Below are 24818 nucleotides of genomic sequence, written 5' to 3'. Positions count from 1 at the left end.
AGGGTTCGACTACACCGTCTCCTGCGCGGCACCTTATTGAATGACTTCACGATGACTGATGGAAGGCCTTAAGTTGATCACCAAAGATGATACCGAAAAGTGTTATATTACGGGGACCTGATGGGTGACTGAGGTGGCGGCTTAGGTGTCTGCCTAAAACAGGCTGGTCTGTACGCCCCGTTGCACAGGTGCCCAGCCGCTGAGGAAAAAGACCACGGCAGTTCGGTGCGCTGTCTGCGCCTCAAGCGGTGCCTGAGCATGTGAAAAGGATTGTATATCTTCCGCATGTCCCTTGTTTTCTGCGCTCTAGCGGCCTGATGGTGTCCTGAACGGTGACATGAGGTCACCTTAGATGTGCTGTTTGTGTGCTGTGAAGTAGTTCGATCAGGGGGCACCGGGGGGGGGTACGCGCTGCACTATGCTCAATCTCTGCCACTCACAATTTTTTCCAATTTTGCGGAACGTTGATGCTGGAAACGACCATTGATGACCAGAGGTTTTCTAAACTCTACCAACACCTTAGCGGCACTTCTTGGGGCCACCTGTACGGTCAACCTTAATGCTGACCTGAAGGTTCACCGTTACGATACCCCTGAGGGCTTCCCCCTTAAGGTTCTTTGTCGGCTTGCTGAAGGGTCTGAGATGTTAGGTTAAGGTTCGATCACTCTCTTCAACCATCCAAAGCCAAGAGGCTTTAAGGTGCCCCCTGATGGCATGCCTGAATTATTCAGGTGCTCCATCAGATGCTAACCTTAAGGTGCAGACTTACCTGTTCTTGCGAACATGGTGATGAAGTATCAGCCGGACGTGATGGTAGGATATCATCCATCCTCAATTGGTCTTTCGGAGCGAATGCGACCCTTGAGTGTCCCCTGATGGAGCCCCTTAAGAATGAACTGAACTAAACTTTTGTCTAACGGGAACCGGGCTTTAAGTGCCTTATTTATATGGGTAAAAGTGGTCCACAGGAGAGTTTGTCTCTCCCAGTCCCTTACAACTCCGTTTACCAATCGTTAACCGAGCAACTGCCAATCTTATCAATAGGAATTTATGGGCGAGCAAGGATATGAAAAGCCAGATAGGTGTTTGCTTTGCAGATGGTCAGGATATAGATGCTGCGCCAACTACGGCTGGCCACACTCTGGACCGCTCAAGGTTCTCAGGTGGTCGATACGAGCATTGAGAGAAGCCCGCAGCACGGTCCCGGTTGCAGCGAGCACAGTCTTGCAGATCACGCTAACAGAAAGGTAGAACTCCATTGGTACTAGACTTGCGAGCAATGCCAGAAAGCACGTGGGACAAGATGTTTGAACCCAAAGGCTACGGCAGTTTGCATGTTGAGAGTTTTGACGAATGGAACCAACGCGTTGGGCATCAACTTAACAACATTTGTCCAGAAATACGCGAGCAGTGGATTTATCGCCATTGGACACACTCGCCTACGAGCTTCGTTCCCTTGGAAACACTCTCGTGGCGTGAGGAAAAGTGGCCACCACATCTTTTCCTTTCAGACGTAAAACCGTGGCGTGGAGACGAAGCACTCGATCCAGAGTTTGACTACAAGGTGTTCGCCAACCCAACTGGAAAGAAATTACCAACTGCCGAAGCACTTGACCGAGGTGAGTGGGACTTTGCACCACCTGTCCTTTCGACCCCGTTTGGATTCATTGACACATTGGGAAACCACATTGATGCGCGTTATTTACTACTGGAAGGGCACCAAAGGCGAAGGTATTTGAACGCTCTAGTGTCGCGAGGTGTCGTCTTGACAGAACAGCGGGTCTTTGTTTTGGAAAGTCCGATTGTATTCCAGAAATAGTGGAGGCAACCGATTGAAGTGCCAAATATGTTTGGGTGATTACAACAAGTTGGCGAGGGCACATCTACTACCTGATAGCTTGAAGAAAGTCGGCCCCCCCACTGGAAAACCCGACAGTCATATGGTCGAAGTCAAGCTGAACCGCGAGGGAGTTAGAAAGGTCCAAACTCACTATTGGGACAACAAAATTCTTTGCGCTGGGTGCGACCAGAGTCTTGGCCCATTCGATAAGGCGCTAAAGACTTTCGTTCGAGAATGGTATCACTCTCCCCAAAGGAATATCGCTCCTAGTGATTTGAAAAAAGGTAGTGTGGCCACTATCAGTGCTGACACACGAAGTGTAGCGTTTGGCCTTGCTGCTTCTCTTTTTCGGTGTCAAATCTCCGAGCGTTGCAACACGGTAAGGATTGGAACCAAGTATGAGCGTGAATTGGCTGCGCTGTTTCGCGTTCGCCTAAACTTGCCGACACCGCCAAACTTCTCGTGCAAAATAATAGGTACGTTACGAGACCCAAATGGCTTGTGCGATCTTTTTCAGATGCCTTTTCGAGTAAGTATAGGGCAAGCAAAGGTGCATGTGTTCATGATGCATGGCCTCGTTGCGCTGGCTAAACTTGGTCGAGTTCCATGGCCAGCTAAGTATGATACTTGGGCATCAATCGATGAGTACCCCGACCAAATCAGGGTGCAACTTATGCCGTTCGAGAATAGTCCGCTCGCTGATGCTGTCGTACGAGCAGCAAAGGCTCAACGGATTCTGGAAGATTAAGCCGCCGGTTCAAAGAGAAAAGCGCTAAAGCCCGGCCTTCACGCCCCACCTAGCAAACTCTCTAAGCCGCGCCTCACGTCCACCATAAGTATTCTCAGCAACCGATTGAGCGGAATGCCCCAGATACCCGTGACGAACCTCTACAGGTGCCCCTGCATCTCTCAGCTTATCGCTTGCCCTGTGGCGCAGCCCGTGAACCTTCACGCGCTTGTCGTCAGTGTGCTTTCTAACCGCCTTCATCAGCGCCGCAGAGGCAGCCGTAGGGCCTCCGTCACGGCCATATGAGGGGAACAACGGCTCACTGCCTTTCCGCCCTTCTAAGCGCGCCCTGAGGGCCTCCTTGAGTCTCTCCGAGGCTATTGGAACGTACCTGTCACTGTTGCTGTTCTTGATGCCGTTGATTTCGTTCGGAGTGATTAGGATGGAAGGGGTTTCCCCGGTCAGGTCGACATCGCTAATGCGGAGTCCGCAGGCTTCCCCTAAGCGCATTCCGGTACCCTTCAGCACCAGCCACATATCAGGAAGGTCTTTGCTTCGACCGCCCTCTAAGGTCTTCTGCACGGTATCGGCAACGCTGTCTGGTAGCGGGACGTTCTTATCCAACGAGCTAACCTGTTCCTTAGGCCACGGCAGGCGCTCAAAGTGGTTTCGCTCTGAGGGTATTTCCAGTTCCCTGATAGAGTGATTGTAAGCAGCGGCGACAATTTTCACTTCACGCTGACAAGACTTGAGGGCTAAAGGCTTTCCATTGGCTTTCTTGAGACCTAGCAGATGGTCCATGAAGCAGCGGGCCGTCCGACGGTCGACACTCTCGATGCTAACTTGTTCTAGGGGTTTGCCTAGGGCGTCCCGCAGTCGGCCAAAGGTGCGGTCAATTCTAACCATCGCCTTACGGTCTTCGGCAAGACCCTTGTCCTTCGTATAGGTATCTCGCATGTCGGCCAGCGACGCTTTAGCGGGTTCTCGGTTAGGGTTCAGGACAGCAACCGCAACTTCAGGGTCCTCCCCACGTCCCGCCAGACTGTCCCCCGCTACACTACGACTCCGGTGATCGACAGATTCCAAACGCTGAATAACTGCAAAGTAGTGCTCTGCAAGACGCTGGGCGTCGATGAACTTCTGAGTAGCTGATCGTGTGTCATGGCCGGGGTAGCGGGCGAGAGTTTCAGCCACCAACTTGTCGAAGGTGTAATTCAACATCTCATATTCGCGGTAGAATGCCGCACCTTCACGGTTACCGATGTGCTTCTGGAACCAACCAGTGCCCAAGACCTTGGCAAGCGACTTGGGCAAACGACGACGATAACGCCATTGGTTGCCGTTGATTTGGTCCACGTACTTAATTCTGAAAACTGCGGCCATTTGTGTGCTGTCTCCGTGTGTTGTCTGTTACCTGCAACACGCTCGAAAACACCGGAAGGCCTTATTTTATTGGCTCGAAAACGCAGTTCGAACCGGTTGTGGTGCCCAAGGAGAGACTCGAACTCTCACGCCCGTGAAGGCGGGGGATTTTGAATCCCCTGCGTCTACCATTCCGCCACTTGGGCCACGGACACTGGATTAGCGCCCAGAGCGGGGAAGGTCCAGAGGCAAAAATCAACCTTCGTAGCGATTGTTTGCACCCCAGCGGTTGACGGGTCCACGGGTGCGTGATTTGGCTGGCACGGTCAAAGACCGGAATCTGAGTAAACCATGTTACGATCGCTTTACGACTGGACCATTCGACTGGCCGAGCATCCTCGGGCGATTTGGGCGCTGGCGATTGTCGCCTTTGTCGAAAGCTCATTTTTTCCGATCCCGCCTGATGTGCTTATGATCCCGATGATTCTGGCCCGCCCCTCACGTGCTTGGCTGATTGCCGGCGTTGCTCTGGTGGCCTCGGTTTTGGGCGGTCTGCTGGGCTATGCGATCGGAGCCTTTGCCTATGAAAGCATCGGCCAACCCATTCTGGAGGCGATGGGCAAAGCCCACGCAATGGAAGAGTTCAACACCCGCTTCAACGATTTCGGCTTCTGGGCTGTGCTGGCGGCGGGGGTGACGCCCTTCCCTTACAAGGTCATCACCATTATGTCGGGCTGGACGGGCATGCCGCTTGGAACCTTCGTCGCGACCTCGATTCTGGCGCGCGCGTTGCGGTTCTTTCTGGTGGCAGGCCTTCTTTGGAAATTTGGCGAGCCGATCCGGGACTTCATTGAAAAGCGTCTGGGCCTGATGTTCACGCTGTTCATCATCCTGCTGTTCGGCGGCTTTCTTGCGGTGCGATACCTATGACGAAACGCGCAACCTATGTGGTGCTGGCGGCCGGCGGATCAGCTGCCCTGTTGCTGGGGGCCTGGGTTTTTCAGTATGTCGGTGGGTTGGCACCGTGCAAAATGTGCATCTGGCAGCGCTACCCCCATAGTGCCGCCATTGTGATCGGCGCATTGGCGTTGGCCCTGCCAACTGTTCGCTTGCTGCCCCTGGCCGGTGCCTTGGCCGCGCTGACAACCGCTGCCATCGGTCTTTTTCATGCGGGCGTCGAGCAAGGCTGGTGGGAAGGCCCGACCAGCTGCACCTCGGGCGATATTGGGGGGCTGTCGGCGCAAGAGCTGATGGATCAGATCATGTCCGCCCCGCTGGTGCGCTGTGATGACATCCCATGGCAGATGCTGGGCCTGTCCATGGCCGGATGGAACGCGGTAATCTCGGCGGTGCTGGTTCTGTTCTGGCTCGCCGCCTGGCGCGCGAAGGCTTAGATTTCGTCCAGTTCGGCATCCCAGTACAGGAAATCGATCCAGCTTTCGTGCAGGTGGTTCGGCGGAAACTTTCGCCCGATATTGCGCAGCGCTTCGGCATCGGGCTGACGCGGCGGTTTGCGCAGGGTCATGCCTGCCTGGCGCAGAGATTTGGACCCTTTGCGCAGGTTGCACGGACTGCACGCCGCAACCACATTCTGCCAGCTTGTCACCCCACCCGCAGCGCGCGGCACCACATGGTCAAACGTCAGGTTGTCGCGACTGCCACAATACTGACAGCGGAACTCATCCCTCAGAAATAAATTAAAGCGCGTGAAGGCCACGCGCTTTCTGGGTTTTACATAGTCTTTCAAAACAACGACCGAGGGTATTCGGATCTCGGTGCTCGGGCTTCGGACGACTTCGTCGTATTCGGCCACGATGTCCACCCTGTCCAGCCAGGCAGCCTTGATCGCCTCTTGCCAGGGCCACAGCGACAGCGGGTAATAGGACAAGGGGCGGTAATCGGCATTCAAAACCAGCGCCGGGTGATGCTTGAGCGTCCCCGGCTCTCTTACAAATTCGGTCCTGAAGTCTCCGTCCATAACAGAATCGCTCCTCGCTCTCAGCTGCCCGTTTGTGACACCAGAGCGGGGAGCACCCGCCCCGGCCTTAAGATAACTATATATCGTGGTAAATCTCTGACAAGCCCTGAGTTTCCACAATATCTCGAAGACTGGGTAAGCCTGTTCCGTAACAGGCACATGACAGTTATCCACAGGTTGCACACAGCATGTTTTGCAGGCTATGGCGGAGGCATGTCGTGGTTCATTCGATTCAACAAACCTTTTGACGTGCTGCCGCAGTTCACCGATCGCGGCAGCGCCGAGTCGCCACGTCGAACACTGTCCGGTTTCATCGATCTGCCGGGGGTCTACCCGGCAGGGCGGCTGGATCGGGACAGCGAGGGGTTGATGCTGTTGACCGATCATGGGCGGCTTCAGGCGCAGATCTCGGACCCCAAGCACAAGATGGCCAAGACCTATTGGGTTCAGGTCGAAGGCGAGCCCGATGCAGCCGCACTGAAGGCGCTGCGCGATGGGGTCGAATTGAAAGACGGCCTGACCCGCCCTGCCAAAGCGCGTGAGATGGACGAGCCGGATGGCCTTTGGCCCCGCACGCCACCGATCCGCGAACGCAAGTCCGTGCCGGACAGTTGGATCGAACTGACGATCCGCGAAGGCAAGAACCGGCAGGTGCGCCGGATGACGGCGGCGGTTGGGCTGCCGACCTTGCGCCTGATACGCTATCGCATCGGCGACTGGACGCTGGATGATCTGGAGCCCGGCCAATGGGACAGCCTGCCCCTGCCCGACCTCAACACAGCCCCGCAGCGCAAACGCGACCGCCGCACGCGGCGGTGACACGGGCGGCTCATCTCTGCTAAAATGCGGGTATGAAACTCACGCCGGACATACCTGCCCCATCGGCCATTCTGGAGGCCGCGCTTTACGTCGACGATCTGGACGCGGCAGAACAGTTTTATGGTGAGGTTCTGGGGCTGGAGCGCATTCAGCGGATCAGCGACCGGCATGTGTTCTACCGCGTCGGCGGGTCCGTCCTGTTGCTGTTCAACCCGGATCAGACCGAGCAACCGCCCCTGAACCCGGACCTCCCCGTTCCGCCGCATGGCGCGCGGGGTCCGGGGCATGTCTGCCTTGTGCTGACCCGCGATGAAATCTCCGCCATGCGCAAGCACCTGTTGGACTGGAACGTCCCCATCGATGCCGAGTTCGACTGGCCCAGCGGTGCGCGATCCCTTTATATCCGCGACCCGGCGGGCAATTCGGTCGAGTTTGCCGAAGGTCACTTGTGGGGTTGAACCCGATTAGCCAAGCGGCTGCTTCTGCCCACCTGTAATCGTGTAGAGTTCGCGAGAGGTCAGGCCAACCTCACTCAAGGCCGCGCGGAACACGGCCATGTGCGGTGTCGCAAAATGCGCCTCTAACGCAGCCTGATCCTGCCATTCCTCATAGACACGGAAGCGGTTGGGATGTCCCAGCACCTGACTGAATTCATAGACCAGACAACCGGGCTCTTTCACGGTTTCTGCAACCATCGCCTGAGCGGCCTCGCGGGCCTGTTCAACCCCGGCCTCGTTCACTTCGACAATTCCTGTGACAACCAGCATTACGCTCCCTTCCTCAGATCATAACGTTTCGAGATTCGATTGACCGGGGTTCCATCGCGCAGCGGAACGCCATACGCGACCGAGTAGTCCCGGAAACCCATTTTTTCGTAATACCTTAGGCCAAGAAGGTTATCCGCCCGGATCGTGGCGTTGATCGCAGAAAACCCCAGCGCGCGGGCGGTCTTCACCGTCTCGTCAAACAAGGCCCGGCCCGCGCCGCGCAGCACCGGGTTGCGGCGGGTGAAGGTTGCGATATCGGCGCATTCATCGGGCAACGCGTCATAGGTGCCCAACCACTGAAACCCGGCAACCCCGCCTTGGTCGTCCAAGGCAACATGGCAACAGATCTTATCAGCGCCATTCAGATAGCTTTGCGCGAACAATGCCTGTGAAAACGGGATTTCAAATGCGGTCGTGCCACCCGCCGCGATGATGTGGTTGAGGATGCGGCAGGCCTCGGCCACATCCTCGGGCATCATCGGGCGGATGGCGATCATCGCTACAGGCTCAGCTTGTCGCGCATGAAGGCCAAAGCGACGCTTAGGCCATCGGGTGCGATACCATGGCCCGTGCCCTTCATCACATGAGCATAGATTTCTTTGAAATCAGCAGCCTGCAACGCCTCGGCGGCTTCGGGCAGCGATTGCGGCGGGACCACATCGTCGGCATCGCCATGGACCAGCAGGATGGGCATTCGGCTAACGGTTTCGTCGGCCAGCAGTTCAGGCTCCAGCAACCGGCCCGAAAACGCCACGATCCCGGCAACCGGGTCTTCGCGGCGGGGGGCCACATGCAGGCTCATCATCGTGCCCTGGCTGAAGCCGAACAGAACGACCTGCTCGGGCAGCACGTCCTCATCTACCATCAGCGCGTCGAGGAAAGCGTTGAAATCCTCGACCGCCATTTCCATCCCACGACGCGCCTCTTCTTCGGACGAGCCATCGATCCACGGGATCGGAAACCATTGAAAGCCGTTCGGCATTCTCGGGATCTGCTCGGGCGCGTCGGGGGCCACGAACAGCGTATCCGGCAGGTGTTCACCCAGCGGGTCGGCAAGGCCCAGCAAATCGGCCCCGTTGGCCCCATAGCCGTGCACGAACACCACGACCGAGCGTGTATCGCCCGAAACCGGCTCTTTCCTGAGCGCGTTCAAAACCCGAGTCATCTGATCCCTTCTCTATTCTTGGCCACCCGGTAATAGGCCCACAAAACCCGGGCCGCAACCGAGCGCCAAGGCGACCACGCTTCGGCCATCTGGCGAAGCTCCTTGTCGGTCGGGCGTTTGGGCAGATCGTAGAGAACGCGCGCGGCTTCCTGAAGGGCCAGATCGCCCGGCGCGATGACGTCCGCGCGCCCCAGTGAAAACATGGCGTATATCTCGGCGGTCCAAACGCCAATGCCCGGAACCTGCGTCAGCGTGGCAATGAGATCTGCATCAGGTACGCCGCGTAACGCTTTGTAATCAATGCGCGCCTCAGCCAGGGCACGGGCGTACCTGATTTTCTGACGGCTCAACCCAACCGCCCGCAAATCATCGTCCGTAGCCCACATGATCTTGCGCGGCCCGGTCAGTTTTGCGTCCTGCATCCGCTTCCAGATCGCGTTGGCCGAGGCCACGCTGACCTGCTGACTGACAATCGCGCTGAGCAGTTGGGCAAAGCCGTCGGGCTTACGCCGCAGGGGCAACGGGCCGGTCTGCTCCATCGCATACGCCATGCGCGGGCACGCATTGGCCAGCCACTCGGCCCCTTCCGTCACGCAGTCGGGGGTTTCAATGATGCGTCCTACGGCCATGGGATCTCTGCTTTGTGATACGCATCGCACGTTAGGGGCCACAGCCGCATATGCAAGCCGCTTGTGCGTCAGCGTTTTCACCGATACGCATTGGCGCATGACGATGACCACAGCCACCCCGGACGACTCGCAAGCCAAACGCAATGTTGCTGTTCTGGTCGCCGCGCAATCGATTCTGGGCGCGCAGATGCCGATGATTTTCATCGTTGGTGGCTTGGCCGGGCAATCGCTGGCCAGCAACCCCTGCCTCGCCACCTTGCCCATTTCGCTGATTGTTCTGGGCTCGATGCTGGCCGCCACACCAATCTCGGCCATCATGCAGCGTTGGGGCCGCCGCGCGGGCTTTCTGGTCGGCGCAACAGCCGGAGCGTTGGGCGGTCTGGTCGGGGCCTATGGCCTCTATCTCGGCTCGTTCCCGATTTTTCTGCTGGGAAGCCTGCTGACCGGCATCTACATGAGCGCACACGGGTTCTACCGTTTTGCCGCAGCCGATACCGCCTCGGACGCGTTCCGGCCCAAGGCGATTTCCTATGTCATGGCGGGCGGTCTGGCCGCCGCAATCATCGGCCCGCAAATCGTCAAACTGACATCACAGGCCTATGTCATTCCGTTTCTGGGCACATATATCGCGGTGATTGCCGTCAACGTCATCGGCTCGGCCCTGTTCTTCTTTCTGGACATCCCGACGCCGCCAAAACCCAACGCAGATGCGCCTAAAGGCCGGTCGCGGCTGGAATTGCTGAAAACCCCGCGCATCGCCGTTGCGATCATCTGCGCCATGGTCTCCTACGCGCTGATGAACCTTGTGATGACCTCGACCCCTCTGGCTGTTGTCGGCTGCGGGTTCTCGGCCAATGACGCGGCGGATGTGGTCACCAGCCACGTGCTGGCCATGTATGTCCCCAGCTTCTTCACCGGCCACCTGATCGCACGTTTCGGCGTCGAAAAGATCGTGGCCCTTGGTCTTGCCATCCTTGCAGGCGCCGGAGTCGTCGCCCTGCAAGGGGTCGAACTGGGCAATTTCTTCATCGCCTTGATCCTGTTGGGCATCGGCTGGAACTTTGGTTTTATCGGCGCAACCAGTATGCTCGCCGCCTCGCACGAAGTGCATGAACGAGGCCGGATGCAAGGCCTTAACGACCTGCTGGTGTTCGGAGGCGTGACGATTGCTTCGCTGGCCTCGGGCGGGTTGATGAACTGTTCCGGTGGCTCGCCGGTCGAAGGTTGGACGGCCGTCAACCTCGCTATGATCCCGCTGCTGACCCTGGCGGGCGGAGCGCTGCTGTGGCTGGTCCTCAGGCCAGCCGATCCGAAAACAGCCTGATCACCACCGACCCGTCGCAGCGGTCCACATCAGAGACAGCCGCCGCCGCGCCTCACCCTGCGTCAAAGCACCCGCCGCGACGCGATCCGGGCGTGCAATCACCTGTTTCAAAATCCATTCGGACTGCCACCCGACATAAAGCGCCGGACGGGCGTCTGCCGATACCGCATCGCGGTCAGTTCGGGCCCGCGTAAGACGCACCAAAGCTGCCTCTGCCAGCGTTTTCACCCCATCGGGCGTGCCATCCAGTAAAGGAATGCGCCCGCGCGCCTCAAGCTCGGGGATCGCGCGGAACCAGTTCGCAACGCCTATGCCATAGCCGAAATCACGCAGCACACCCTCATCCGCAGCCCCAAGGGCCTGTGCCGCGGCCACCAGCAGCGAACCGGAACTGTGATTGATATAGGCGTCAAAGTGGTCCTGATCCTCGAACGGGTCACGATAGATGTCCCACCGCCGCACCGCCACATATTCGTCCAGCATCCCGGCCAGGTGGGGCGACAGGACCCGAGACAAAGGCGTCACAACCTCGTGCCGCCGCACGGTCGGACCCTGCGCAATCTCCTGCAAGGCATCGCGCCACCATTGCAGGCGCATTTCGGCAATCATTGGCTCTTGCGTGACCCAGGGCGCGCGCGCGACCTCGACATTCAGCGCGTAGATCGGAAACAGAACCGCCCGCGCAGGGACGGGGGCAGCCATTGCCGCCAGAAATCGATCGGGATCGGCTTTATGTACCAAAGCGGCACAGGCTTTGACATCCTCGTCAAACGTCGCCGTCACTCTGCCGCCGCCTGCTGAGGGTCGCAGTCCCGCACCAGCTTCCACTGGATCGCGTCCAGCAGCGCCTCGAAGGACGCGTCGACTATGTTCGCGCTGACCCCAACGGTGGACCACCGCCGCCCCTGCCCGTCTTCGCTGTCGATGATGACGCGCGTGACGGCCTCGGTCCCGCCCTGTGTGATCCGCACTTTGAAGTCGACCAGCCGCATATCCGCCAGCACCTGAGAATATTGCCCCAGATCCTTGGCCAGCGCCTTGGCCAGCGCGTTCACTGGCCCGCGGTCACTGCCTTGCTCGTCCAGAGACTCACTGACCGACAGTTTCTTTTCACCATCGACCTTCACCACAACCACGGCCTCGGACAGGCTGACCATGTTGTTGTACTTGTTCTTGCGCCGCTCAACCGTGACCTTGTAGCGCTTGACCTCGAAGAATTCGCGCAACTGCCCCAGTTCATCCCGCGCCAGCAGTTCGAAACTGGCCTGCGCGGTGTCATAGGAATAACCCTCGGCCTCGCGCTGTTTGATCCGCTCAAGAATGCGCCCCAATGCCGGGTCGCCCTTTTCAACGGTCAACCCGGCCTCGGTCAGGCGCTTGCGCAGGTTCGACTGCCCGGCCTGGTTCGACATCGGGATGATCCGCGCATTGCCAACCGTCGCCGGATCGACATGTTCATAGGTCGAGGGATCCTTGAGGATCGCGCTGGCATGCAGACCGGCCTTATGCGCAAAGGCAGACGCGCCCACATAGGCCGACTGCTTGCTGGGCACCCGGTTCAGGATGTCGTCCAGCATCCGGCTGATCCGCGTCAGACCCGCCAAAGCGTCAAGGCTGACGCCGACCTCGAATTGCGAAGCGTAAGGTTCTTTCAGCAACAAAGTCGGGATCAGCGCCGTCAGGTTCGCGTTGCCACAGCGTTCGCCCAACCCATTCAGCGTGCCCTGAATCTGGCGCGCCCCCGCATCGACCGCGGCCAGCGAACAGGCCACCGCATTCTCGGTATCGTTATGGGTGTGAATGCCCAACCGATCACCCGGTAGCCCCGCAGCAATCAGGTCGGACACAATGCGCCCAACTTCGGCAGGCAAAGCGCCACCGTTGGTATCACACAGCACAATCCAGCGCGCGCCAGCCTCCAGCGCGGCACGGCACACCTCGGTCGCATAGCCGGGGTTGTCCTTGTAGCCGTCAAAGAAATGCTCGGCGTCGAACAGCGCCTCGCGCCCCTGCGCCACCAGATGCGCGACCGAGGCGCGGACGTTCTCGACATTCTCCTCCAGCGAAATCCCAAGCGCATGGGTCACGTGGTAATCATGCGACTTACCGACCAGACAGACCGCCTGCGTGCCCGCATTCATCACCGCCGCCAGCACGTCGTCGTTCTCCGCCGACCGACCCGAGCGCTTGGTCATCCCAAATGCCGTCAGCCGGGCCGAGGTCTTTGGTGCGACCTCAAAAAACGCGCTGTCGGTCGGGTTCGCGCCGGGCCAGCCGCCTTCGATATAATCGACCCCCAACTCATCCAGCGCCTGCGCGATCTGCACCTTCTCAGCGGTCGAGAACTGCACCCCCTGCGTCTGCTGCCCGTCGCGCAGGGTCGTGTCGTAGAGGTAGAGGCGTTCCTTGGTCATTATTCTGGCTCTTTGGCTTGTTCGGGCGGTGCCCGACCGAGGGTGGATGCGAAGCGCCCGCCCGTGGGGGCGGTCGGGCGGTACGCTTTGTTAGATGCTCTCCAGTTTCGATGGATCAAATTCCGAACCGGGAACCAACTCAACGGCTTCTTTGCTCATGCGCACCTCAAGACCAGCGGCGATGAATAGGGATTTCAACCGGTCAACCTCGGCAAAATCCTTGCTGGCCATGGCCGCCGCGCGCGCCGAGGCGAGCAGTTCTTCATAGGCGGAAAAGTCCATCGCCTCCGAAGTTGCCCACGCGCCCAGATCATCCGTCAACAGACCAAGCAACTGCGCACTCGCCAGCAAGGCCGGCGCGTCGCCTTCCGATGCCAGACGATGCAACTCGGTGATGGCACCCGCTGTATTCAGATCATCCGCAAGTGCTGCGACCACCGAGGGTGCCGCGCTGGCGGCGGGCTCGATGCCCGCTGTCAGCGCCCGCCACTTGCGCAGCGTTGCTTCGGCCTCACGCGCTTTCTTCTCGGTCCAGTCCATCGGCTTGCGATAATGGGTCTGCAGGAACACAAAGCGGATCACCTCACCCGGCACGCCCTGTTCCAACAGGTCATGCACGGTGAAGAAATTGCCCAGCGACTTGGACATTTTCTTACCTTCGACCTGCAGCATCTCATTGTGCATCCAGACCCGAGCGAACTCACCCTCGGGGTGCGCGCAGCAGCTTTGCGCGATCTCGTTTTCATGGTGCGGGAACATCAGATCGTTGCCGCCACCATGGATGTCAAAACTGTCGCCCAGCAACTCATAGCTCATGGCCGAGCATTCTATATGCCAGCCCGGACGACCCCTGCCCCAGGGCGACTCCCACCCCGGCAGCTCATCGGTCGAGGGCTTCCACAGCACGAAATCCATCGGATTTTTCTTGTAAGGCGCAACCTCGACCCGTGCGCCCGCGATCATGTCATCGACCGACCGGCCCGACAGCTTGCCATAGTTGTCCTTCCACGAGTCCACCGCGAACAGCACATGACCTTCGGCCGCATAGGCGTGGCCTTTGGCGATCAGGTCTTCGATCATCTCGATCATCTGAGGGATAAACTCAGTTGCGCGTGGCATCTGGTTCGGTTCCAGCGTCCCAAGCGCGCCCATATCGTGCAGATACCACCCGATGGTCTCATCCGAGCGTTCGTGGACCAACTGCTCCAGAGACCCTTCGGCCCCGGCCTGTTTGCGCTTCAGCGCGGTCACGTTGATCTTATCGTCTACGTCGGTGAAATTGCGCACGTAAGTCACATGATCCGAGCCATAGACATGACGCAACACCCGATACAGCGTGTCGAACACCACCACCGGCCGCGCGTTGCCCAGATGGGCCCGGTCATAGACGGTGGGTCCACAGACATACATCCGCACGTTTTCGGCATCGATCGGAACGAAATCTTCCTTCGTCCGCGTCCGTGTGTTGTGCAGCTTGATTGTCGTCATCACTCGGGCTCCTAAAGCTTGCGCGTTGGCGCGGGCTTAGCAACTTGTCTCAGAGATGAAAACGAAAGAAACCGGCCCGCTTGATAAATCAGCAGGTAATGCAGCAGATAATGATGCAGTTCATCCGGTTCATGGCGCTTGGCATAACACGCGTCACGCGCCAAGCCAAGGCTTGAGTTTGCGGACCTTCCCCTGCACTCTGCGACCATGAGCCGGGATTTCGTCAACTCCGTATGCCGCGACCTGCCGGGGGCCGAATGGTCGGACCCCTGGGGCGGCGGCCATGACGCCTGGAAGGTGGGCGGCAAGATGTTTGCCTGCATCGGCACCGCAAATGACGGTGTCTCGGTCAAGACACCGGACATCGAAACGGCGCAGATGCTGATCGATGCGGGTGTCGGGGTAAAGGCTCCGTATTTTCACCGCAGTTGGGTGCGCCTGCCCTTTGATGCGGATAAGGAAGAGATGCGGCATCGGTTGGCCGCTTCGTACGATCTGGTGCGCGCATCGCTCACCAAGAAACTTCAGGCCACCCTGCCCGCGCGAAGCTGATTGACTTTCGCTGACGGCTCTGCCCCATTCAGCGTCAAGACAAACAGGGGCATTGCATGAAACTGTCAAATCGCATCACGCATCTTACCGGCGGCGGCAGCGACGGGTGGGACGTGTTCTACCGCGCGCGTCGCATGATCAGCGAGGGTCACGCTGTAACCGAACTGACGATTGGCGAGCATGACATCCGCACCGATGCCTCGATCCTGCAAGCCATGGATCTTTCGGCGCGGTCCGGCCATACCGGCTATGCCATGGTGCCTGGCACCGATCTTTTGCGCGACACGGTGGCAGCACGGGTTCAGATGCGGACCGGCGTGCCCACGTCCCGCAACAACGTGCTGATCACCCCCGGCGGACAAGCCGCCCTGTTCGCGGCGCATACCGCAGTCTGTGATCCGGGGGATTTGGGTCTTTACCTTGATCCCTACTACGCGACCTACCCCGGCACGATCCGCGGTGCCGGAGCCATTGCGCGCGCCGTTCAAACGTCGGCCGACAATGCCTTTCAGCCCCGCGCTGAAGATATTGATGCGGTCGCAGATGGGGCCGTGTCCTTGCTGATCAACTCACCCAACAATCCCACTGGCGTTGTCTATTCCCGCGAAACGATTGAAAACATTTCCGAATTATGCACCCGCCGCGACCTGTGGCTGATCTCGGACGAGGTCTATGATACGCAGATTTGGGAAGGTGAGCACATTTCGCCCCGCGCCCTGCCCGGCATGGTCGAGCGGACGCTGGTCGTTGGCTCGATGTCGAAATCTCATGCCATGACCGGCTCGCGCTGTGGCTGGATCGTGGGCCCGGAACAGGTGATTTCACATCTGATCAATCTGGCAACACATACCACTTACGGGGTGCCCGGTTTCGTTCAGGACGCCGCCAGTTTTGCCCTGAATGCGGGAACCGAGTTAGAGGCCGAAATCGCCGCCCCTTTCCGCCGTCGCCGAGCGCTCGCCAAAGAGATTTTGGCCCGGCAGCAAACAGTGGGCCTCGTCCCTGCACAAGGCGCGATGTACCTGATGCTGGACGTGCGCGCGACCGGGCTGAGCGGCGAAGAGTTTGCGAATGCCCTGCTGGATCAACACGCGATTGCCGTGATGCCGGGTGAAAGCTTTGGACGCGCTGCTGCTGGTCACATTCGTGTTGCCATGACGGTGGATGATGATCGGTTTGCTTCGGCCTTGCAGATCCTATGTGAGTGTGCGGCCAATCTGGCGGATCAACGGGCGGCAGAGTAACCGGCCTAGAACCGGAAAGTTGTGCGCAGATTGAAAACGTTCGACCCAAGACCCCCTTCGGACCGGGTCACATCGTCAAAGTTCTGGCGCAATGCCTCACCGCTGATGATAAAATTCTCGCCAATCGGATAGGCTACGCCAATCCCATAGACAGCTGCCGTATCGCTGTCGGCTGAGGTCTCTGCGCGGGCGGCGCCGACAACAACATATCCCAACGCACCACCAAAATCGTATCCACCGCGCAGCTTGACGCTGGTCATGCTATCCAGACTGCCCTGATCCTGACTCAGGTTCAGTGACAAACGGTTATATTCCAGTTCGCCGCCCAATACGAAATTGCCAAAATCCTGATCGTACCCGATATGCGCCCCAAAGACGGTGTTGTCGCCGCTGGACCCAGCCGGACCATCCGCCTCGGCGAATCCGAAACTGAAACCGGCATAGGCCCCTGTCCAGTCCTGCGCAAAGGCGGGACCGACGCTGGCGATTGTCATCCAGACAATCAGGGCCGAAAGCGATTTCATCTCCGTCATCAGGACACGCTCAATCCAAAATAAGCGGCAACAGGCTTAACATAACAGGTGGTCTACAGGGACCAGAATTCAATTCACTTCACGAGTTATTCAGCAATAAGTTAATAAACTATAACAGATTTCTTCCCTAACGGGAGAAAATCTGACTCTGACACCTATCTCGCGAGGCCCGCTTCGAAACCTGCCGGTTTTTTACCACCGCGTCGCAAACGGGACAGATCGCGTCGCCCTTCGCTGCAACTATTGCGATCACGAATAGCGAGGTTCCATGCCGAACGAAATTTGGAAAATACGTCTGATCAGCCGCACCATCGGTGCGGACCGCGGGCGTGCGGCGCGCGGGCGTCCGCAGCTGTCTTGATCCTACACACTCAAGACTGATTCCAAAGACCGGACCCCTGACATGAATGACCAACCCCGTAACACCTCTCGCAGCGGTGGGCGCTCTGCGCGCCGCGCAGCCCGTGCCTCGGCGCTGCCCGAGCATCTGCGCCCGATCCGCCCCGGCATGGAGGGTGGAACATACAAGCCTCTGACCCAGGCGCAGATCGAGAAAATTCACAACGCCGCGCTGCAAGCCCTTGAAACCATTGGCCTTGCCGACGCCCCGCAAAGCGGGATCGACTATCTGGTTGGTGCAGGATGTACGCTGGGTGATGATGGGCGCATCCGGTTTCCCCGCGCGTTGGTCGAAGATACGATCGCCAAGGCAAACCGGTCGATCACCCTATACAGCCGCGACGGGCAGCACGATCTGGATCTGACCGGGACCAAGGTCCACTATGGCACCGCCGGGGCCGCTGTCAGCATGGTTGACGTCCATGGCCGCGAATACCGCGATTCAACCGTGCAGGATCTGCATGACGCGGCGCGGATTTGCCAGCAGCTCGACAACATCCACTTTGTCCAGCGTCCGATGGTGTGCCGTGACATTCTCGACAACATGGAAATGGACTACAACACGGTTTATGCTGCCTGTTCAGGGACTTACAAGCATATCGGCACCTCGTTTACCGAGCCGTCGCACGTGGCCCCGGCCATGGAGATGCTGCACATGATTGCAGGTGGCGAGGACAAGTGGCGCGAGCGGCCGTTCGTATCGAACTCGAACTGTTTCGTGGTGCCGCCGATGAAGTTCGCCACCGAAAGCTGCGAAGTGATGGAAGAATGCATCAAGGCCGGAATGCCGGTTTTGTTGCTGTCCGCAGGCATGGCTGGGGCCACCGCGCCTTCGACCATCGCCGGCGCCATCACTCAGGCAACGGCAGAATGTCTCGCCGGTTTGGTTTATGTAAATGCCGTAAAGCCAGGCGCACCCGCGATTTTTGGCACCTGGCCTTTCGGTCTGGACCTGCGGACCGGTGCCATGTCCATCGGGTCCGGAGAGCAGGCATTGCTAAGCGCAGGCTGCGCCCAGATGCATCAGTTCTACGACCTGCCGGGCGGCGCTGCTGCGGGTGCCTCGGATTCGAAAATGCCCGACATGCAGGCCGGGTGGGAGCAGATGTGCTCGAACATCATGGCCGGATTGTCCGGGTTGAACATGGTGTATGAATCCGCCGGTATGCACGCCTCGCTGCTGGGTTTCTGTTTCGAAAGCCTTATCCTCAGCGACGATCTGATCGGACAGGCGCAGCGCTGTGTTCGCGGGATCGAAGTCAATGACGAAACGCTCGCTCTGGACCAGATTGCTCAGGTCTGCATGGGCGGCCCCGGGCATTATCTTGGAACCGACGCCACGCTCAGCCGGATGCAGGTCGATTACGTCTACCCCACCTTCGGGGATCGGACGTCGCCGAAAGAATGGGCCGAACTGGGCAAGCCGGATTTGCTGGACAAGGCCACCGCGCGGAAGGAAGAAATCCTCGGGATGCCTTCGCCTGCCCGCTTTGATCCGCTTCTGGATGCGGAACTGCGCAACAAGTTCAACATTCACTTGCCCGCGTAACATATTGAAAACAGGCGGTCCGATGGGGATCGGACCGCCTTTTGTCATGCCGGATTACCCGTTGTTGGGCAGCAGTCCGGCCTCTTGCGCAATTGCGACTTCGTCCTGATCCAACGCGCCGTCGCCGTTGGCATCCATGGCCGAGAAGGTATCGGCGTCCACCTCGGGCACGACGGCCTGCACTTCGTCGATGGTCAGCACGCCATCCCCGTTCGTGTCCGCCGCCGATTGCGCCAATGCCAGCGCGGGCAGCCCGAGTGCGATTGCCGAAATAACGGCCAAATTTTGCGGTTTCATGTTAGTGCCTCCTGAGTGAGTTTTTCGTGTTTGCGTCCGGACAGGTCTTACAAACACCTTCAACCTGGTTCTGGTCACCCCATTGACCTGAACTGCGGGATTTCGCGCCATTCTTTGCGACTTTCCCCGAGTCGGGTCCGCAATCCCTTGCTGGACGAAACGCGCAACCCGCCCGTCGGCGATTCTTGCCCGACAAAATGCAGCCGATCCGGCAAGGGCTTGCTGATAAGGGGCGACTCGGCGCAACAAAAAAGAAAGGGGGCCGAAGCCCCCTGTCAGTTTCGCCTTCCAGGCTCATTTCGTTGACCGCCCGGTATTTTTTGCCTGCGGCCTGGACTGCGCATGGGGCGAGCGCACCCGCCCCGTGAAAGAGTGGGAGGGAGCAAATATTCCGCCCCACCCTGTTTGCGGCCAACACGGGCATGTCGGCCAAGTGGAGAAAGGTCTTCGGTAAGTCTTGCGACCATTCTCCGTATTCGTCGGGGTCGGTACCTGTGGCAGTTATCCGACCCCTGCGCCCCGGGGTGCCGGGGCGCTGAACTCAGCTACACCCGCTAGTTGCGCCGCAGGTGTTGCACTTCATGCAGGTGCCGTTGCGCACCAGCGTGTAGTTTCCGCATTCGCCGCACGGGTCTCCCTCGTACCCTTGCATCTTGGCTTTGGTGCGAGCATCCATGCCGGTTGCCACGGCTGTTTCCGCGACCGGGGTATCGAAGGCCGCTGCAGTTTCCGCCATGCCGTTCAGTTCGGCCTGACCCGCGTTGAACACCGCCAGATCCTGCGGCAAACGCTTGCGCAGATAACCGGTCGAACTGATTTGCTTCAGCACTTCCAGAGACTTGGACGCCGCGCTGTCGCTGACTTCCGAGACGTTCGAGACGCCTTCTTCCTCACCGCGACCCAGATCGTCAAAGCTGGCGCCTTCGGGTTTCACATGGGCCAAATCGGTGCGGTCCAGATAGGACACGGCCAATTCACGGAAGATGTAATCCAGGATCGACGTCGCGTTCTTGATCGAGTCGTTGCCTTGCACCATCCCCGCCGGTTCGAACTTGGTGAAGGTGAAGGCGTCGACGAATTCCTCCAGCGGCACGCCGTATTGCAGGCCAACCGACACGGCGATGGCAAAGTTGTTCATCATCGCCCGGAAGCCAGCGCCTTCCTTGTGCATATCGATGAAAATCTCGCCCAACTTGCCGTCTTCGAACTCACCCGTGCGCAAATAGACCTTGTGGCCACCCACGATCGCCTTCTGGGTATAACCCTTGCGGCGATGGGGCAGTTTCTCGCGATGGCTGCGGATCATTTCCTTGACCACAACCTTCTCGATCACCTTCTCGGCCAGAACAACGGCTTTTTCCTGCGTCGAACCGCTTTCCAGCACTTCCGCCGCCTCGTCGTCATCCTCGACCAGCGCCGCCGCCAGAGGCTGCGACAGTTTCGAGCCGTCACGGTAGAGCGCGTTGGCCTTCACACCCAGCGACCACGACAGTTCATATGCCTTCTGGCAATCCTCGATGGTCGCGTCATTCGGCATGTTGATCGTTTTCGAGATCGCACCCGAGATGAAGCTTTGCGCCGCCGCCATCATGGTGATGTGGCTGTCAACCCCAAGGAAACGCTTGCCTTTCTTGCCGCACGGGTTGGCGCAGTCGAAGATCGAATAGTGCTCTTCCTTCAGATGCGGCGCGCCTTCCAGCGTCATGGTTCCGCAGACGTGATCGTTGGCTGCGTCGATATCCGCGCGGGTAAAGCCCAGATGGCGCAGCAAGTCGAAAGTCGGGTCGTTCAGCTTGGTCGCCGGGATGCCCAGAACGCCGGTGCAGAAATCCTCGCCCAGTGTCCACTGGTTGAAGACGAACCGGATATCAAAGGCGCTTTCCAGCGCGGCATCCACCTTGGCCAGTTCATTGGGGCCAAAGCCATGACCGGTCAGCGAAGTATGGTTAATGCCCGGCGCGTTACCGATGGTGCCGTGGCCGACCGCATAGCCTACGATCTCTTCGATCTGAGATGAGGAATAGCCCAGCTTTTCCAGCGCCGACGGCACCGAGCGGTTGATGATCTTGAAGTAACCGCCGCCCGCGAGCTTCTTGAATTTGACCAGCGCAAAGTCCGGCTCGATCCCGGTGGTGTCGCAATCCATCACCAGACCGATGGTCCCGGTCGGCGCGATCACAGTGGCCTGCGCGTTGCGATAGCCGTTCTTCTCACCAAGGCTCAGCGCCTCGTCCCAGGCGGACATGGCCAGATCGACCAGACGTTTATCGGGGCAGTTGCCGTGGTCCAGAGGCACCGGCTTGACCGCCAGTTTCTCATAGCCATCCGTCACACCCTGCGACGCACGGCGGTGGTTACGGATGACGCGCAGCATGTGATCAGCGTTGCGCTCATAGCCCTTGAATGGACCCAGTTCGCCTGCAATCTCGGCCGAGGTCGCGTAGGCCACGCCGGTCATGATCGCGGTCAGCGCACCACAGATCGCCCGGCCTTCGTCCGAGTCATAGCTGTAGCCCATGTTCATCAGCAAACCGCCGATATTGGCGTAACCCAGGCCCAGTGTGCGGAAGTCATAAGACAGTTGCGCGATTTCCTTCGACGGGAACTGCGCCATGGTTACCGAGATTTCCAGCGTCAGGGTCCACAGACGCGAGGCGTGCATATAATCCTCCGCCTGGAACTCACCGTCTTTCAGGAAGGTCAGCAGGTTCATCGAGGCCAGGTTACAAGCCGTGTCATCCAGGAACATATATTCCGAACACGGGTTCGAGCCGCGAATCTCACCATCTTCGGGGCAAGTGTGCCACTCGTTAACGGTGTCGTGGAACTGGATGCCCGGATCAGCACAGGCCCATGCGGCGTGGCCGACCTTTTCCCACAGATCACGCGCTTTCACGGTTCGGGCGACCTTGCCGTCGGTGCGGTTGATCAACTCCCAATCGGCGTCTTTTTCAACGGCGGTCAGGAACGCGTTGGTCACGCGGATCGAGTTGTTCGAGTTCTGGCCCGAGACCGAGCTATAGGCTTCGGAATCCCAGTCGGTGTCGTAGGTCGGGAACTCGATACTGTCGTGGCCCTGCTTGGCGTAATCCAGCACGCGTTTGATGTAAGTCTCGGGGATCGCAACTTTTTTGGCTTCACGCACCGCCTTTTTCAGGGCGTCGTTTGCGTTCGGATCATAGGCGTCATCGGCAGACCCGTCCCAGGACCGGATGGCCTCGAAAATGCCGTTCAGCATCTTCTCGTGCATCTTCGATCCGGCAACGATCGAGGCCACTTTCTGCTCTTCGATCACCTTCCATTCGATGAATTGCTCGATATCCGGGTGATCTGCATCGACGATCACCATCTTTGCTGCTCGACGGGTTGTCCCGCCTGATTTGATCGCACCAGCGGCGCGGTCGCCGATCTTGAGAAAGCCCATGAGGCCCGAGGATTTGCCGCCACCCGACAGCGCCTCGCCCTCAGCCCGCAGGTGGCTGAAGTTGGTTCCTGTTCCGCTACCGTATTTAAACAGGCGCGCCTCACGCACCCACAGATCCATGATGCCGCCTTCGTTCACCAGATCATCATCAACCGACTGGATGAAACAGGCGTGCGGCTGCGGGTGTTCATAAGCGGATTTCGATTTGGTCAGCTTGCCGGTTTTGTAATCGACATAATGGTGCCCCTGCGCCGGGCCGTCGATGCCATAGGCCCAGTGCAGACCGGTGTTGAACCACTGGGGCGAGTTTGGTGCCGCGCGCTGTGTCGCCAGCATATAGCGCATCTCGTCAAAATAGGCGCGCGCGTCCTCTTCATCCGAGAAATAGCCGCCCTTCCAGCCCCAATAGGCCCATGCGCCTGCCAGACGGTCGAACACTTGCTTCGAGGACGTCTCACCATCGAATTCAGCGCCATCGGCGGGAACCGAGCGCCACAGGAATTCGGGGACGTCTTTCTCTTTTACTTTCTTCAGCTTAGACGGAACACCGGCCTTGCGGAAATATTTCTGCGCAATAACGTCGCTGGCCACCTGGCTCCAGCTTGACGGAACTTCGATGTTGTCCAACCGAAAAACGATGGTTCCGTCGGGGTTCCGGATCTCTGATGTTGCAGACACGAAATCAAGATCTGCGTATGCGTCCTGCCCCGGTTTGGTGAATTTTCTTTCAATTTTCATGTCCGCTGCCTTCGAATTAATGACCGTCTACCCAGCGTCAGACCCATGAAATACCGGGCCCACCACCATGCCGAACCTGACAGACGCAGAAGATCAGGCGTTGCCCGTGGCAACACATAACCGTCTTAGCGGTTGCACATTTCTTTGGTGTGCGTTCCGTCCCTCGCCCGCGCCGTCCCCGGATTTCATACCAGATGTAGTGGCGTCTTGTTCGGCTCATACAATCTGACGTATCTCACCATAGATCGTCAACGGCATTTTTGGGTCATTTTTGAAATCTTTTGTGTTGACCCGATCACCGACAAAGGCCTCGGGGCCCGGTGCTGCGATTCCTCCACAGAATGATCCACGGCGAAATTCCGCCGAACCCAAATCTCTCAAAATGGAATTGTTGTTTTTACCAGCACAGTTATCAGCGTTTGATCAACCAACGCCCGACTGGCTAGGCTGAAACAGAATCATCCCGTGCCTTTGCAATCCGGCAAATCCGGCGCGTGACAAAAACGCAAATGATTGAGGGCTTACAAGAAGATGCAGCCGTTTCGCTTTCTCCCGGCACTGGCCCTGATCGTGGCCTGCACACCACAGGATGTGCCCGATGCGTCACGCAGCGCGCAGTTCGAAACCTACCCCACGCGCCTGTTCGAAACCTTCGAAGCCAGCTGTTCCGGCCCCGGCGAAACCTTTCAAAAACTGGGGGATCGCGGTTTTGCGTGTAGCGAGTTTTTGCCGCCCGAAGCGACCGCGTTCCTGATTCTGAACTACGACGGGGACCCTCAGGACCTGCCCAAAAGCATCATGCGGCTGATCCCGACCAAAACCTCGGGCGGCTACAGGGTCGATGCGTCGCTGGTGTTTGAAGTGCCGCAGAAAAACGGATCAAAAGTTGAGGTTCCGGTGGAAAGCGAAGAATTGGACAAGACGATGAGCACGCTTTACCGCGCGTTGGGTGGCTCGCCGACTTGAAGGGAAGAAAAGTGGTCGGGGCGGCAGGATTCGAACCTACGACCCCCTGTACCCAAAACAGGTGCGCTACCAGACTGCGCCACGCCCCGGACCGTGCGCCTTCCTAACGATGCCGATCTGATTTGAAAAGCCCTAACAGGGCCAAATTGCGGGGCCTTGCGAAAAAATTTCGTGCCGCATCTGGGTTCCCGCCTCGATCCCATATCGCGCGGACAAACCGGCGTTGATTTCCAACACCGCAAACACGGCATCGCCCCCTTCAATCGGGGTCAAATCGCCCGGAATGGCCCCCTGATGCACGCGCGTCACGGCTCCGGTCTTGTCCAGAAAGATGATGTCGAGCGGTATCAGAGTATTCTTCATCCAGAACACAACCGGCTGCGGCGGATCGAACACGAACAACATGCCCGACCTGTTCGCAAGATGCTCGCGGAACATAAGGCCGCGGGATCGTTCTTGCGGGGTAACGGCAAGCTCGACGTCGAACCGAATCTGCGCCTGATCGTTTTTCAATTCGACTCGGTCAGGCCGGCATTCGGCAAACACGTTCCCGGCCCACATCGTAAGGATCACGGCAGGAACGGTAAGGCAGCGCATCATGAA

General features: G+C 58.7%; 23 protein-coding genes and 2 tRNA genes. 10 read left to right on the top strand and 15 right to left on the bottom strand.

All coding sequences use genetic code 11. The annotated features are described in order from the left end of the window. The first annotated feature begins 1303 nt into the window (after nucleotides 1–1303). Entirely contained in the window at nucleotides 1304–1819 is a 516-nt protein-coding gene (locus tag ACR0AC_RS07480) for a hypothetical protein (protein ID WP_480872634.1), read from the top strand. A gap of 793 nt (nucleotides 1820–2612) precedes the next feature. On the opposite strand, the gene ACR0AC_RS07475 is transcribed toward ACR0AC_RS07480, so the two are convergent. Together ACR0AC_RS07475 and ACR0AC_RS07470 are read right to left on the bottom strand one after the other, a co-directional pair. Beyond that, on the bottom strand, nucleotides 2613–3950 hold the full coding sequence (locus ACR0AC_RS07475) for a tyrosine-type recombinase/integrase (RefSeq protein WP_480872632.1): 1338 nt from the start codon (nucleotides 3948–3950) through the stop codon (nucleotides 2613–2615). A 99-nt stretch (nucleotides 3951–4049) separates the two neighbouring features. After that, a tRNA-Leu gene (locus ACR0AC_RS07470) sits at nucleotides 4050–4135 on the bottom strand. A 145-nt stretch (nucleotides 4136–4280) separates the two neighbouring features. Here ACR0AC_RS07470 and ACR0AC_RS07465 point away from each other — a divergent pair. Next, the gene (locus ACR0AC_RS07465) at nucleotides 4281–4859 is read left to right on the top strand and encodes a YqaA family protein (protein WP_480780622.1); all 579 of its coding nucleotides are present in this window, start codon (nucleotides 4281–4283) and stop codon (nucleotides 4857–4859) included. Further along, nucleotides 4856–5323 (top strand): disulfide bond formation protein B, encoded by a 468-nt coding sequence (locus ACR0AC_RS07460; protein WP_480872631.1) that lies wholly within the window; start codon nucleotides 4856–4858, stop codon nucleotides 5321–5323. Before ACR0AC_RS07465 ends, ACR0AC_RS07460 begins: the two co-directional genes overlap by 4 nt. Here ACR0AC_RS07460 and ACR0AC_RS07455 read toward each other — a convergent pair. Continuing rightward, entirely contained in the window at nucleotides 5320–5907 is a 588-nt protein-coding gene (locus ACR0AC_RS07455) for an HNH endonuclease (RefSeq protein ID WP_170450414.1), read from the bottom strand. The two genes, ACR0AC_RS07460 and ACR0AC_RS07455, sit on opposite strands and share 4 nt — an antisense overlap. 213 nt (nucleotides 5908–6120) lie before the next feature. Here ACR0AC_RS07455 and ACR0AC_RS07450 point away from each other — a divergent pair, with 213 nt between their 5' ends. Together ACR0AC_RS07450 and ACR0AC_RS07445 are read left to right on the top strand one after the other, a co-directional pair. Next, entirely contained in the window at nucleotides 6121–6726 is a 606-nt protein-coding gene (locus ACR0AC_RS07450) for an rRNA large subunit pseudouridine synthase E (protein WP_480872629.1), read from the top strand. 32 nt (nucleotides 6727–6758) lie between these two features. Beyond that, nucleotides 6759–7184: a VOC family protein gene (locus tag ACR0AC_RS07445; RefSeq protein ID WP_170518774.1), complete on the top strand. Its 426-nt coding sequence runs from the start codon at nucleotides 6759–6761 to the stop codon at nucleotides 7182–7184. A 6-nt stretch (nucleotides 7185–7190) separates the two neighbouring features. On the opposite strand, the gene ACR0AC_RS07440 is transcribed toward ACR0AC_RS07445, so the two are convergent. From ACR0AC_RS07440 to ACR0AC_RS07425, 4 genes are read right to left on the bottom strand one after another with little or no spacing between them, the layout of a single operon-like run. Then, nucleotides 7191–7493, bottom strand: a complete 303-nt coding sequence (locus ACR0AC_RS07440) for a putative quinol monooxygenase (RefSeq protein WP_170450410.1) — start codon at nucleotides 7491–7493, stop codon at nucleotides 7191–7193. Beyond that, on the bottom strand, nucleotides 7493–7990 hold the full coding sequence (locus ACR0AC_RS07435) for a GNAT family N-acetyltransferase (RefSeq protein ID WP_170450409.1): 498 nt from the start codon (nucleotides 7988–7990) through the stop codon (nucleotides 7493–7495). Before ACR0AC_RS07435 ends, ACR0AC_RS07440 begins: the two co-directional genes overlap by 1 nt. A gap of 2 nt (nucleotides 7991–7992) precedes the next feature. Continuing rightward, on the bottom strand, nucleotides 7993–8658 hold the full coding sequence (locus tag ACR0AC_RS07430; RefSeq protein WP_170450406.1) for an alpha/beta fold hydrolase: 666 nt from the start codon (nucleotides 8656–8658) through the stop codon (nucleotides 7993–7995). Continuing rightward, nucleotides 8655–9287: a DNA-3-methyladenine glycosylase family protein gene (locus tag ACR0AC_RS07425; RefSeq protein WP_480872626.1), complete on the bottom strand. Its 633-nt coding sequence runs from the start codon at nucleotides 9285–9287 to the stop codon at nucleotides 8655–8657. Before ACR0AC_RS07425 ends, ACR0AC_RS07430 begins: the two co-directional genes overlap by 4 nt. A 97-nt stretch (nucleotides 9288–9384) precedes the next feature. On the opposite strand from ACR0AC_RS07425, the gene ACR0AC_RS07420 reads away from it, so the two are divergent. Then, complete coding sequence (locus tag ACR0AC_RS07420) at nucleotides 9385–10611, top strand: MFS transporter (RefSeq protein ID WP_480872847.1); 1227 nt, start codon at nucleotides 9385–9387, stop codon at nucleotides 10609–10611. Here ACR0AC_RS07420 and ACR0AC_RS07415 read toward each other — a convergent pair whose 3' ends face one another. From ACR0AC_RS07415 to cysS, 3 genes are all read right to left on the bottom strand, one after another. After that, nucleotides 10612–11394: a squalene/phytoene synthase family protein gene (locus tag ACR0AC_RS07415; protein ID WP_480872624.1), complete on the bottom strand. Its 783-nt coding sequence runs from the start codon at nucleotides 11392–11394 to the stop codon at nucleotides 10612–10614. Then, entirely contained in the window at nucleotides 11391–13025 is a 1635-nt protein-coding gene (gene cimA / locus ACR0AC_RS07410) for a citramalate synthase (RefSeq protein WP_480872622.1), read from the bottom strand. Before cimA ends, ACR0AC_RS07415 begins: the two co-directional genes overlap by 4 nt. A 90-nt stretch (nucleotides 13026–13115) precedes the next feature. Next, nucleotides 13116–14513, bottom strand: a complete 1398-nt coding sequence (gene cysS, locus ACR0AC_RS07405; protein WP_170450398.1) for a cysteine--tRNA ligase — start codon at nucleotides 14511–14513, stop codon at nucleotides 13116–13118. 207 nt (nucleotides 14514–14720) lie between these two features. Between cysS and ACR0AC_RS07400 the strand changes: the two genes are divergently transcribed. Together ACR0AC_RS07400 and ACR0AC_RS07395 are read left to right on the top strand one after the other, a co-directional pair. Then, nucleotides 14721–15065 carry an MmcQ/YjbR family DNA-binding protein gene (locus tag ACR0AC_RS07400; protein ID WP_170450396.1) on the top strand — a complete coding sequence of 115 codons (345 nt, stop codon included), beginning with the start codon at nucleotides 14721–14723 and terminating at the stop codon, nucleotides 15063–15065. Between the two features lie 56 nt (nucleotides 15066–15121). Continuing rightward, nucleotides 15122–16309: a pyridoxal phosphate-dependent aminotransferase gene (locus ACR0AC_RS07395; RefSeq protein ID WP_170450394.1), complete on the top strand. Its 1188-nt coding sequence runs from the start codon at nucleotides 15122–15124 to the stop codon at nucleotides 16307–16309. Between the two features lie 5 nt (nucleotides 16310–16314). Here ACR0AC_RS07395 and ACR0AC_RS07390 read toward each other — a convergent pair whose 3' ends face one another. After that, nucleotides 16315–16842 (bottom strand): outer membrane protein, encoded by a 528-nt coding sequence (locus tag ACR0AC_RS07390; RefSeq protein ID WP_480872620.1) that lies wholly within the window; start codon nucleotides 16840–16842, stop codon nucleotides 16315–16317. Nucleotides 16843–17245: 403 nt separating this feature from the next. On the opposite strand from ACR0AC_RS07390, the gene ACR0AC_RS07385 reads away from it, so the two are divergent. Then, nucleotides 17246–18790, top strand: a complete 1545-nt coding sequence (locus ACR0AC_RS07385) for a trimethylamine methyltransferase family protein (RefSeq protein WP_480872619.1) — start codon at nucleotides 17246–17248, stop codon at nucleotides 18788–18790. A gap of 54 nt (nucleotides 18791–18844) precedes the next feature. Here the strand turns inward: ACR0AC_RS07385 and ACR0AC_RS07380 are convergent, their stop codons facing one another. Together ACR0AC_RS07380 and ACR0AC_RS07375 are read right to left on the bottom strand one after the other, a co-directional pair. After that, nucleotides 18845–19087, bottom strand: coding sequence for an EF-hand domain-containing protein (locus ACR0AC_RS07380; protein ID WP_170450391.1), 243 nt, complete (start codon nucleotides 19085–19087; stop codon nucleotides 18845–18847). 541 nt (nucleotides 19088–19628) lie between these two features. Beyond that, complete coding sequence (locus ACR0AC_RS07375) at nucleotides 19629–23249, bottom strand: vitamin B12-dependent ribonucleotide reductase (RefSeq protein ID WP_480872617.1); 3621 nt, start codon at nucleotides 23247–23249, stop codon at nucleotides 19629–19631. A gap of 531 nt (nucleotides 23250–23780) precedes the next feature. On the opposite strand from ACR0AC_RS07375, the gene ACR0AC_RS07370 reads away from it, so the two are divergent. After that, nucleotides 23781–24215, top strand: a complete 435-nt coding sequence (locus tag ACR0AC_RS07370) for a hypothetical protein (RefSeq protein WP_170518803.1) — start codon at nucleotides 23781–23783, stop codon at nucleotides 24213–24215. Between the two features lie 12 nt (nucleotides 24216–24227). On the opposite strand, the gene ACR0AC_RS07365 is transcribed toward ACR0AC_RS07370, so the two are convergent. Both ACR0AC_RS07365 and ACR0AC_RS07360 read right to left on the bottom strand, forming a co-directional pair. After that, nucleotides 24228–24304 (bottom strand) — tRNA-Pro (locus ACR0AC_RS07365). Nucleotides 24305–24347: 43 nt separating this feature from the next. Then, nucleotides 24348–24815: a DUF192 domain-containing protein gene (locus tag ACR0AC_RS07360; RefSeq protein ID WP_480708233.1), complete on the bottom strand. Its 468-nt coding sequence runs from the start codon at nucleotides 24813–24815 to the stop codon at nucleotides 24348–24350. Nucleotides 24816–24818 lie beyond the last annotated feature (3 nt).

The organism is Ruegeria sp. H7, from assembly GCF_056532945.1.
Note: the sequence above shows the minus strand (reverse complement) of the source record. Positions and strands in the feature narration are given on the sequence as shown.